Source organism: Streptomyces sp. GS7, from assembly GCF_009834125.1.
Lineage (GTDB): Bacteria > Actinomycetota > Actinomycetes > Streptomycetales > Streptomycetaceae > Streptomyces.
The window spans coordinates 5,163,425-5,176,154 of record NZ_CP047146.1 but is presented as its reverse complement, the minus strand read 5'-3'; the positions used below and the strand labels follow the sequence as shown (position 1 = coordinate 5,176,154).

At 75.1% G+C, this 12,730-nt stretch carries 1 protein-coding gene (only partly in view); it reads left to right on the top strand.

Annotated features, from left to right (window positions below; genetic code table 11):
- Positions 1-12,730 carry the end of a type I polyketide synthase gene (locus tag GR130_RS22725; protein WP_159510151.1) on the top strand. It extends 15,761 nt beyond the left edge of the window, so the window shows 12,730 of its 28,491 coding nt (coding positions 15,762-28,491); its start codon lies beyond the left edge, outside the window; its stop codon occupies positions 12,728-12,730.

Here is a 12,730-nt window from a genome sequence, read left to right as displayed (position 1 = left end):
GCCGCTTCCCTGGCCCAGCACCGGACACCCGCGCCGGGCGGGCGTCTCCTCCTTCGGGCTCAGCGGCACCAACGTCCACACCATCCTCGAACAGGCCCCGGAGGAGCGGTCCGAGGAAGCGACCGACGCGGCGCCGGCCCGCCCGGCCGACCCCGAGCCCGTCCCCCTGACCCTGTCCGGACACACCGAAGCGGCCCTGCGCGCACAGGCCGGACAGCTCCTGTCCCACCTCATCACCCACCCCGAACTCCCGCTCGCCGACGTGGCGTTCTCCCTCGCCGGCTCCCGTAGCGCCCTGGAGCACCGCGCGGCCGTCGTCACCGACGACCCCGACGCCCTCGTCCGCGCGCTGACCGCGCTGCGCGACGCGGCCCCCGACGGCGGGCTGCTCACCGGCCGCCCGGATCGCGGCCGGCTGGCCTTCCTCTTCACCGGCCAGGGCAGCCAGCGCCCCGGAATGGGACGCGAGCTCTACGACCGCCACCCGGTCTACGCCCAGGCCCTGGACGCCGTGCTCGCCCGCTTCGACCTCGAACTCGACCGGCCGCTGCGGGAGCTCCTCTTCGCCGCCCCGGACACCCCAGAGGCCGCTCTGCTGGACGACACCCGCTACACCCAGCCCGCCCTCTTCGCCCTCGAAGTGGCCCTGTTCCGCCTCACCGAGTCCTGGGGGCTGCGCCCCGACTACGTCGCGGGCCACTCCATCGGCGAGTTCGCGGCCGCGCACGCCGCCGGAGTCCTCTCCCTGGAGGACGCCTGCACCCTGGTCGCCGCCCGCGGCCGGCTGATGGCCGCACTGCCCACGGCAGGCGCCATGGCCTCCGTCGAAGCCACCGAGGACGAAGCGGCCGCCGCGCTCGCCCCGTACGAGGGACGGGCCGCGGTCGCCGCCGTCAACACCCCGGCGTCCCTGGTCGTCTCGGGCGACGAGGACGCGGTGCTGGCCGTCGCGGCGCACTTCGAGGAGCGCGGCCGCCGCACCAAGCGGCTGCGCGTCAGCCACGCCTTCCACTCGCCGCACATGGACCCGATGCTGGCGGACTTCGCCCGCGTCGTCGGCTCCGTCACCTGCCACGCACCGGCCGTGCCGCTGGTGTCCACCGTCACCGGCGCTCTGCTCACGCACGACGAACTGGCCGCGCCGGAGTACTGGACCGGGCAGGTCCGCGGCACCGTCCGCTTCGCCGACGCCGTGCGGCACCTCATCGAGCACGGCGTGACGACCTTCTTCGAACTCGGCCCGGACGCCGTGCTCAGCGGCGCGGTCCGCGAGGGCGCCGACGAGCAGGACCACGTCACCGCCGTACCGGCACTGCGCCGCGACCGGCCCGAGGCCCCGGCGCTGACCACGGCACTGGCCCGGCTCCACGTCCACGGCGCGCCGGTCGACTGGGACGCCGTGTTCGCGGGAAGCGGTGCCCGCCGGGTCGACCTGCCCACCTACCCCTTCCAGCGCGAACGCTACTGGCCCGAGCCGACCGCGGTCACCGGCGCCCCCACACACCCCGCCGACGCCGCGGACACGGAATTCTGGTCGGCGGTGGAGCGCGCGGACCTCGCGTCCCTGGGCTCCTCGCTGGAACTGGACGACGACACCCTCACCGCCGTCGTGCCCGCCCTCTCCTCCTGGCGGCGCCGGAGCCGGGAGCGGGCCACCGTCGACGGCTGGCGCTACCGGACCACCTGGAAGCGCGGCACCGTCCCGACCACCGCGGGACACCCCGCCGGGACCTGGCTGGTGCTCGCACCGGCCGACGGCGAGCGGGCCTGGCCCGATGCGGTCGCCGGCGCCCTGGGCGCCGACTCCGTACGCCTTCCCGTCGCCGCCCCGCAGCGCGGCGAACTGGCCGGGCGGCTGGGCGAACTGGCCGCCGAGCACGGCGGGTTCGCCGGCGTGCTGTCGCTGCTGGCGACGGCCGGCGAGGGAACCTCGGCCGCCACGACCGAGGGCCTGCTGCTGACGGCGACCGCCGTCCAGGCCCTGGGCGACGCGGGCATCGAGGCCCCCCTGTGGTGCGTGACCCGCACCGCCGTGGCCGTCGACCGCGCCGAACACCCGGTCCGCCCCGCCCAGGCCGCCGTATGGGGCCTGGGCAGGGTGGCCGCACTGGAGCACCCGCAGCGCTGGGGCGGTCTGGTCGACCTCCCCGACGAACTCGACGACACCACCCTGCGCCACCTGGCGGCCGTCCTCGCCGACAGCGGCGGCGAGGACCAGATCGCCGTGCGCACCACCGGGGCCTTCGTCCGCCGCCTGGCACACCACCGAGCCGAACCGGCCCCCGAGACGGGCACGTTCAGCCCCACCGGCACCGTGCTCGTCACCGGCGGCACCGGAGCCCTCGGCGGCCACGTCGCCCGCTGGCTGGCCGAGGCGGGCGCCCCGCACCTGCTGCTGGTCAGCCGCCGCGGCGCCGACGCTCCCGGAGCCACCGAACTGGTCGCACAGATCGAGGACCTGGGAGCCCGCGTCACCGTCGCGGCGTGCGACACCGCCGACCGCGACGCGCTCACCGCCGCCCTGGCCGCCGCCCCCGACGAGCACCCGCTGACCGCGGTGTTCCACACCGCCGGCACCGTCGACGATGGCACCCTGGACACGCTCACCCCCGATCAGTTCACCGCCGTCCTGCGCGCCAAGGTCACCGCCACGCTCAACCTGCACGAGGCCACCCGCGACCGGGACCTGAGCGCCTTCGTGCTCTTCTCCTCCGTCGCCGGCACCCTCGGCGCGCCCGGCCAGGGCAACTACGCCGCCGCCAACGCCTTCCTCGACGCCTTCGCCGAGCACCGGCGCGCCCACGGCCTGCCCGCCACCTCGCTGGCCTGGGGCCCCTGGGCCGAGACCGGCATGGCGGCCGACGGCACCGGCGTCCAGGACCGCATCCGCCGCGGCGGCTTCCACCCGATGCCACCGCGAACGGCCCTCACCGCCCTGCGGCGGGCGATCGAGCAGGGCGCCACGACGCTGACCCTCGCCGACATCGACTGGCCGCGCTACGCCGAGGTGTTCACCTCGCTGCGCCCCAGCCCCCTCGTCGGCGACCTGCCCGAACTGCGCCGGGCCACGCCGGGCGCCGGGGCGACGGAAGCCGCCCTGCGGGAACCGGCCCTGCGCCGGCGGCTCGCCGGACTCTCCCCGTCCGCCCGCCCCCGCTTCGTCCTGGACCTGGTGCGCACCCACGTCGCCGCGGTCCTCGGACACGCCGGCACCTCGGACATCGGCGCCGAACGCGCCTTCAGCGACCTCGGTTTCGACTCGCTGACCACCGTCGAACTGCGCAACACCCTCACCGCCGCCACCGGCCTGAAACTGCCCGCGACCCTCGTCTACGACTACCCGACCCCGACCTCCCTCGCCGACTTCCTGCTCGCCGAACTCCTGGGCACCCTGCCCGACCCCGGCACCGACACGCCGGCCCCCGCCGGGCGGGCGGCCGACGACGACCCCATCGCCATCGTCGGCGTCAACTGCCGCTTCCCCGGCGGCGTACGGTCCCCCGAGGACCTCTGGCGGCTGCTGAGCCACGGCGAGGACGCGATCAGCGGCTTCCCCGCGGACCGCGGCTGGGACCTCGACGCGCTCGCCCAGGGCGCCTCCGCCACCCTCGAAGGCGGGTTCCTGGACGGCGTCGGCCTCTTCGACGCCCCCTTCTTCGGCATCTCGCCCCGCGAGGCGCTGGCCATGGACCCCCAGCAGCGCCTGCTGCTGGAGACCTCCTGGGAGGCGTTCGAGCGCGCCGGCATCGACGCGACCACCCTGCGCGGCAGCCGCACCGGCGTGTTCGTCGGCACCAACGGCCAGGACTACGCCACCCTCCTGCGCCGGGGCACCGGCACCGCCGACCTGCGCGGCCACGTCGCCACCGGCAACACCGCCAGCGTCATGTCCGGCCGCCTGTCCTACGTCTTCGGCCTGGAGGGCCCGGCCGTCACCGTCGACACCGCCTGCTCCTCCGCGCTGGTCGCCCTGCACATGGCGGCCAACTCCCTGCGCAGTGGCGAGTGCACCCTCGCACTGGCCGGCGGCGTCTCGGTCATGTCCAGCCCCGACTCCTTCACCGAGTTCACGGTCCAGGGCGGGCTGGCCGCCGACGGGCGGTGCAAGCCCTTCGCCGACGCCGCCGACGGCACCAGCTGGTCCGAGGGCGTGGGCGTCCTCGTCCTGGAGCGGCTCTCCGACGCCCGCCGCAACGGCCATGACATATGGGGCATCGTGCGCGGCACCGCCGTCAACCAGGACGGCGCCTCCAACGGGCTGACCGCGCCCAGCGGGCGAGCCCAGCAGCGCGCCATCCGCCAGGCCCTCGCCGACGCCGACCTCACCCCCGCCGACGTCGACGTCGTCGAGGCCCACGGCACCGGCACCACCCTAGGCGACCCCATCGAGGCGCACGCCCTCATCGCCGCCTACGGACCGGACAGGCGGCGCCCGCTGCTCGTCGGCGCCGTCAAGTCGAACCTGGGCCACACCCAGGCCGCCGCCGGCGTCGCCGGCACCATCAAGGTGCTCCTGGCGATGCGGCACGGCGTCCTACCCAAGACCCTGCACGTCAACTCCCCGTCCTCGCATGTGGATTGGACGGACGGCACGGTCTCGCTCGTCACCGAGCAGCAGGACTGGCCCGAGACCGGGCAGCCCCGACGGGCCGGCGTCTCCGCCTTCGGCGTGAGCGGCACCAACGCCCACGTCATCATCGAGCAGGCGCCGGACGTCGAGGAGCCCGCGGCGGCGGAGTCCACCACGCAGCCGGGCCTCGTGCCCTGGCCGGTGTCGGGCAGGTCCGAGGCCGCACTGGAGGCGCAGATCGAGCGGGTCTCGGCGCTGACCGGTCCGTCACCGGTCGACGTGGGCCACTCCCTGGCCACCGGCCGGGCAGCGTTCGCCCACCGCGCGGTCCTCGCGGCCGACGGCGCCGGCGTACGGGAACTCGTACGCGGCGTCACCCAGGAGACCGACGGGAAGCTGGCGGTGCTGTTCTCGGGGCAGGGTGCGCAGCGGGTGGGGATGGGTCGGGAGTTGTACGGCCGGTTCCCGGTGTTCGCCGAGGCGTTGGACGAGGTGCTGGCGCACTTCGAGGGCGAGTTGCGGGATCTGCGTGCGGTGATGTTCGGTGAGGTGGAGGGTCTGGATGAGACCGGGTTCACGCAGCCGGCGTTGTTCGCGGTAGAGGTGGCGTTGTTCCGGTTGGTCGAGTCCCTTGGGTTGCGGCCGGACTTCGTGGCGGGGCATTCGATCGGTGAGGTTGCGGCGGCGTATGTGGCCGGGGTGTTCTCGCTGGCTGATGCGTGTGTGTTGGTGGCGGCGCGGGCGCGGCTGATGCAGGCGTTGCCTGTGGGCGGTGCGATGGTGGCCGTCCAGGCAGGCGAGAGCGAGGTGGAGCCTCGGCTGTCGGATGGTGTGTCGATCGCTGCGGTCAACGGTCCCGAGGCGGTGGTGATCGCCGGTGATGAGGCCGAAGTTCTGCGTGTCGCGGGGGAGTTGGCGGCTGAGGGGCGCAAGACGCAGCGGCTGTCGGTGAGCCATGCCTTCCACTCGGAGCTGATGGAGCCGATGCTGGAGGAGTTCCGGCGGGTGGCGGAGGGGCTGACGTATGAGGCGCCGCGGATCCCGCTGGTCTCCAACGTGACGGGCCGACTGGCCGCCGACGATCTGGTGTGCTCGGCGGAGTACTGGGTCCGGCACGTGCGGGAGACCGTACGGTTCGCCGACGGCGTGCGCGCCCTGGAGACCGAGGGCGCCCGGGTCTTCCTGGAGCTGGGCCCGGACGGGGTGCTGGCGGCGATGGCCCAGCACACCCTGGACGGCACCGCGACCGTCGTTACGGCCCTGCGCAAGGACCGGCCCGAGGAGACCGCGCTGCTGACCGCGCTCGCCCACCTGTACGTCACCGGCGTCGGGGTGGACTGGTCCGGGATCTTCGACGGCACCGGCGCCCGCCGCGTCGACCTGCCCACCTACCCCTTCCAGCAGGAGTGGTACTGGCCGGAGGCCGCGCCCGCCGGGCACCCGCAGGACGGCCCGCAGGACCCCGTCGACGCCCAGTTCTGGGACGCGGTGGAGCGGGCGGACCTCGCGTCGCTCTCGGACGGCCTCGAACTCGACGACGCCGCACTGTCGGCGTTGGTACCCGCCCTGTCCGCCTGGCGCCGTAAGCGTGTCGAGCACGCGACCGTCGACGGCTGGCGCTACCGCGTGACCTTCGCGCCGCTGACCGGCACCGCGCCGGGCACCCTCACCGGACCGTGGCTGGCGCTCGTCCCCGAGGGCGGCGCCGACGACGCGTGGATCGCCGCCGTCCGCACGGCACTCGGCGAGTCGACCGTCACCGTCGAGGTCGACCCGACCGACCGCGCCGCACTCACCGGACGACTGGCCGAACTCGCCGCGGAGGCCGCCGGGTTCACCGGAGTGGTGTCCCTGCTCGCGGCCCCGTACACCGACGCCCTCCCCGCCGGGCCGGCATGGCCGAACGAGGCGCTGGCGGCACTCGCGGAGGCTGGAGTCGACGCCCCCCTGTGGTGCGTCACCCGCGACGCCGTGTCGGTGGGCCGCTCGGAGACCGAGGTCAGCCCCGCCCAGGCCACCGTGTGGGGGCTCGGCAGGGTCGCGGCCCTGGACCACCCGGACCGCTGGGGCGGCCTGGTCGACGTACCGCAGGTGCTCGACCGGCGCTCGGCCGAACGGCTCCGCACCGTCCTCGCCGGGATCGGCGACGAGGACCAGGTGGCGCTGCGGCCCGCCGGCCTCTTCGGGCGACGACTGGTGCGCGCGACGCACGACGCCCCCGCCACCCCGTGGCGGCCGACCGGCACCGTGCTGGTCGTCGGCCCGGCGAACGGCACCGGCGGACACTCCGCCCGCTGGCTCGCCGAACAGGGCGCCCAGAACCTGGTGCTGGTCGACTCCACCGGATCGGACACGGCACCGCTGCGCGCCGAACTCGACGCCCTGGGCGTGCCGGTGACGGCGCTCGACTGCACGCCGGCCGACGGCGACGCACTGCTCACCGCGCTCGCCGCACTCCCGGCACAGGCACCGCTGACCGCCGTCGTCCACACCGACGGGCCGTCCGACGCCGACGCCCACGGATCCGCCACCGCCGAGGATCCGGGCGCCGCCCTGGCCGCGCTGCGCGCCGACGTGGAGAACCTGGCAGAGGTGGCCGAGGCCGCGTCCGGCGACCGTCCCCTGGACGCGTTCGTCCTCTTCTCCTCGATCGCCGGGACCTGGGGTGCCGGCGGCCGGGCCACCGAGGCCGCCGCGGGCGCCCAACTGGACGCGCTGGCCCGAACGTTGCACAGGCGCGGACTGCCCGCCGTGGCCGTCGGGTGGGGAGGCTGGTCCGCCACCACCACCGACAGCCTGGCCGCCCACCTGAGGGCCAACGGGCTGCCCCCGATGGACCCCGCGCGGGCCCTGACCGCCCTCGCCCGCTCCCTCGGCACCGACGCCCCCTCGCTGACGGTCGCCGACGTGCGGTGGGAGCAGTTCGCGACCGCCTTCACCCGCAACCGGCGCAGCGCCCTCTTCGCGGAACTGCCCGAGGCCCGCGAGGCGTTGACGGACCCGGCCGGCACCGAGGCCGGCACGGCGCGCGGCGCGACCGGCCTGCGGGCCGAACTCGTGGCCCGTCCGGACGCCGAACGCACCGAGGTCCTGCTGGCCCTGGTCCGCGTCCACGTGGCCGCCGTGCTCGGGTTCGCGGACGCCGACGCCGTACCCTCCGGCCAGGCGTTCAAGGACCTCGGCTTCGACTCGCTGACCGCGGTCGACCTGCGCAACCGGCTCGCCACCGCGACGGGCCTGGCCCTGCCCGCCACGCTCGTCTTCGACTACCCCACGGCCCACGCGCTCGCCGACCACCTGCGGGCCGAACTCCTCGGCGAGGCGGCCGCGGAACTCCCCGCGGCGGCCGGGTCGCGGCACGTCGACAACACCGAGGACCCGGTCGTCATCGTCGGCATGAGCTGCCGCTATCCGGGCGGGATCCGCTCGCCCGAGGACCTGTGGCAGCTGGTCATGGGTGAGGTCGACGCCATCGGAGGGTTCCCCGCCGACCGCGGCTGGGATCTGGGCCGGCTGCTGCACGGCGACCGGGACGGCCGCGGCCGGACCGTCACCGGCGAGGGCGGGTTCCTCTACGACGTGGCCGACTTCGACCCCGGATTCTTCGGGATCGCGCCGCGCGAGGCGATGGTGATGGACCCGCAGCAGCGCATCCTCCTGGAAGCCACCTGGGAGGCCCTGGAGCGCACCGGCATCGACCCCGCCACCCTGCGCGGCGGCGACACCGGCGTCTTCATCGGCGGCGGCTCGGGCGACTACCGGCCCGAAGCGGGCCAGCTCGGCCACGCGCAGACCGCGCAGTCGGCGAGCCTGCTCTCCGGCCGGGTGTCCTACACCTTCGGCCTGGAAGGCCCCTCCGTCAGCGTCGACACGGCCTGCTCGTCGTCCCTGGTGGCGCTCCACCTCGCCGCCCAGGCACTGCGCAACGGCGAGTGCGTGCTCGCCCTCACCGGCGGTGTGACCGTGATGTCCAGCCCGGTGAACTTCGTCGAGTTCGGCGAGCTGGGAGCCCTCGCGCCGGACGGCCGCTGCCGGCCCTTCGCGTCCTCCGCGGGCGGCACCGGCTGGTCCGAGGGCGTCGGCGTCCTCGTCCTGGAACGGCTCTCGGACGCCCGCCGCAACGGGCACGAGGTCCTCGCGGTGCTGCGCGGCTCGGCGATCAACCAGGACGGCGCCAGCAACGGCATCACCGCCCCCAACGGCCCCTCGCAGCGCCGCGTCATCCAGCGGGCGCTGGCCGACGCGGGCCTGGCACCGGCCGACGTGGACGCCGTGGAGGCGCATGGCACCGGCACCACCCTGGGCGACCCCATCGAGGCGCAGGCGCTGCTGGCCACGTACGGACAGCGGCGCGACCCCGAACTGCCGCTGCTGCTCGGGTCGGTGAAGTCCAACATCGGCCACACCCAGGCGGCCGCCGGCGTCGCCGGCGTGATCAAGATGGTGCTGGCGATGCGCCACGGCGTGCTGCCCAAGTCCCTGCACATCGACGAGCCCTCGGCACACGTCGACTGGAGCGCCGGAGCCGTCGAACTGCTGGCGGAACCGGCCGACTGGCCGGACACGGGTCGCCCGCGCCGGGCCGGGATCTCGGCCTTCGGCGCCAGCGGCACCAACTCCCACGTGATCGTCGAGCAGCCCGCGACGATCGCGGCGGACGAACCCGAGCGCCCTCAGGAGGCGGCCGGCCCGCTGCCGGTGCCCGTGTCCGGCGCCGTGCCGGACGCGCTGCGGGCCCAGGCCCGGCAGCTGCACGCCTATGTCACCGCCCGACCCGACCTCACCGTCGCGGAGTTCGCCCGGTCCACGGCCGCGACCCGCTCGGCCTTCACCCACCGGGCCGCCGTCCTCGCCGAAGGCCGCGAGGAACTGCTCACCGGCCTGGCATCGCTCGCCGACGGACTCGACACCCCCCAGGTCCTTCAGGGCCGGGCGGCCGAGCGCCGCGGCAAGCTGGCGGTGCTGTTCTCCGGCCAGGGGTCCCAGCGCGTCGGCATGGGCCGGGAACTCCACGCCCGCCACCCGGTGTTCGCCGAGGCCCTGGACGCGGTGACGGCACGCCTGGACGCGGAACTGGACATCCCCCTGCGGGACGTCATGTTCGGCGACGCGGAGCGACTGAACCAGACCGGCTTCACCCAGCCCGCGCTGTTCGCCATCGAGGTGGCACTGTTCCGGCTGGTCGAATCCTGGGGCATCCGCCCGGACTTCGTCGCCGGGCACTCCGTCGGCGAGATCGCGGCCGCGCATGTGGCCGGGGTGCTCTCCCTGGACGACGCCTGCCGACTGGTGGCCGCGCGGGCGCGGTTGATGAACGCCCTGCCCGCGGGCGGCGCCATGGTCGCCATACAGGCCACCGAGGAGGAGGCCCGGATGCTGCTGACCGACGGCGTGTCCCTCGCCGCGGTCAACGGACCGCGGTCGGTGGTCCTCTCCGGCGACGAGACAGCCGTCCTCGACATCGCCGAGAAGTTCACCGCCGACGGGCGCAAGACTAGGCGTTTGCGGGTCAGCCATGCGTTTCACTCACTGCACATGGACGCCATTCTCGACGACTTCCGACGAGTCGCCCGGGGCCTGGACTACCACGCCCCCGCGATCCCGCTCGTGTCCAACGTGACCGGCGAGGCGGCGACCGAGCAGCAGGTGTGCTCCCCGGACTACTGGGTGCGCCACGTCCGCGAGGCGGTCCGCTTCGGCGACGGCGTCGCCACCCTCGCCGAACGCGGCGTGACCGTCTTCCTGGAACTCGGCCCCGACGGCGCGCTGTGCGCCATGGCTCAGGAAACCCTCGACACCCTGCCCGCGCAGGCGGTCACCGTACCGGCGCTGCGCCGGGACCGGGGGGAACAGGAGTCCGTGGTCACCGCCCTCGCCCGGCTGTACGTCGACGGAACCAGCCCTGACTGGGACGCCCTGCTAGAAGGGGCCGCGGCCGGCCCCGGGCGCACCGACCTGCCCACCTACCCCTTCCAGCGCCAGCGGTACTGGCCGGCCGCTCAGCCGGCCACCGAATCCACCGCACCGGCCGACGAGGACGACGGCTTCTGGTCGGCGGTGCGCGAGGCCGACTTCGCCGAGCTGCAGACGACGCTGAACGTCGACGGCGAATCCCTGGCCAAGGTGCTTCCCGCACTCGCGGACTGGCGCCGCCGGCGCGGCGAGGACAGCACCGTCGACGGCTGGCGGCAGCAGATCGCCTGGCAGCCGCTGACCTCGCAGCCGGCGCACGCGCCGGCCGGCACCTGGCTCGCCGTGCTCCCGGCCGGCCACCTGGACGACCCCTGGGCCGCCGACGCCGTCGCCGCCCTGGGCCCGGACACCGTGCGCCTGGAGGCCCCCGGCCCCGACCGCGCGGGGCTGGTCGAACGGCTGCGCCAACTGACCTCCGACGGAAAGGAGTTCGCGGGGGTGGTGTCCCTGCTCGCCCTCGCCGCCGCACCCGCGGACGGTGCGGACGCCCCCGAGGGACTGGCCCTGACCACCGCCCTGATCCAGGCGCTCGGTGACGCGGAACTCACCGCACCCCTGTGGTGCATCACCCGCGGCGCGGTCGCCGCCACCCCCGCCGAACCGGTGCCCGGCCTCGCCCAGGCCGCCGCATGGGGCGTGGGGCGGGTCGCCGCCCTGGAGTACCCGCAGCGCTGGGGCGGTCTGATCGACCTGCCCGACACCCTCGACGAGCGGACCACGGCCCGCTTCGCGGAAACCCTCGCGGCCCCCGGCGGCGAGGACCAGATCGCGATCCGGCCCTCCGCCGCCCTCGGCCGCCGGCTGGTCCCCGTACCGGCCGGGCACGGCACTCGGGAGTGGCAGCCCACCGGCACCGTCCTGATCACCGGCGGCACCGGAGCCCTGGGCGCCCACGTGGCCCGCCGGCTCGCCGAGTCGGGTGCCCGGCACCTGCTGCTCCTCAGCCGCCGGGGCGCGGCCGCCCCGGGCGCTGAGGCCCTGAGGGACGAACTCACCGCACTGGGCGCGGAGGTCACCCTCACCGCCTGCGACGCCGCCGACCGCGACGCGCTCGCCGAGGTCCTCGCCGCGATCAGCGAGGAAGCGCCCCTGACCGGCGTGATCCACACCGCGGGCGTCCTGGACGACGGTGTCCTCGACAGCCTCACCCCGGACCGCTACGAGGCCGTCTTCCGCGCCAAGGCCGCCTCGGCCCTGGCCCTGCACGACCTCACCCGGGACCTGGACCTGGCCGTGTTCGCCCTGTTCTCCTCGTCCTCCGGAGCGGTCGGCAACGCCGGCCAGGCCAACTACGCCGCCGCCAACGCCTACCTGGACGCCCTCGCCGAACAGCGCCGGGCCCAGGGCCTGGCCGCGACCTCGATCGCCTGGGGCGTGTGGGGCGGCGACGGAATGGCTGCCGACCACCGAGCGGCCGATGTGGCCCAGCGCACCGGAATCCGCCCGCTGGACCCGGACCTCGCCGTCGTTGCGCTGCGCCGGGCCGTCATGGACGGGCGGCCCAACGAGGTCGTCGCCGACATCGAACGCGACCGGTTCGTCCGCTCCTTCACCGCCGTACGCCCCAGCCCGCTCCTCGGCGCCGCGAACGCCGCCGAGCACCGGGCGGTGGGAGCGAGCGGCGAGGAGGACACCGGCGAAGCGCTGCGCGAGAAGCTGACCGGCCTGCCGGCCGCCAAGCGCTCCCAAGCCGTACTGGACCTGGTCCGCACCCGGGCCGCGTCCGTACTGGGACACCCCACCGCCGACGTGGTGGGTGCCGACCGGGCGTTCCGCGACCTCGGCTTCGACTCCCTCAGCGCCGTCGAACTGCGCAACCAGCTCGGCGCCGCGACCGGACTGACGCTGACGGCCACGCTCGTCTTCGACCACCCCACCCCCGTCGACCTGGCAGAGCACATCCTCGGCCTGCTCCTCCCCGACGAGGGAACGGGACAGGGGACCGGCGCCGACGACCTGGACGCCGCCGGCATCCGGGCCCTGCTCGCCTCCGTCTCCCTGAACCAGCTGCGCGAGATCGGCGTACTCGAACCCCTGATGAAGCTCGCCGCGGAGCGGACCGCGGTGTCCAACGGCGAGGCCGTCGCCGCGACGGCAGCGGACGCCTACGACCAGTCGATCGACGCGATGGACGTCGCCGACCTGGTGCAGGCGGCACTCGACGGCAACTCCTCCCAAGAGCGTTGA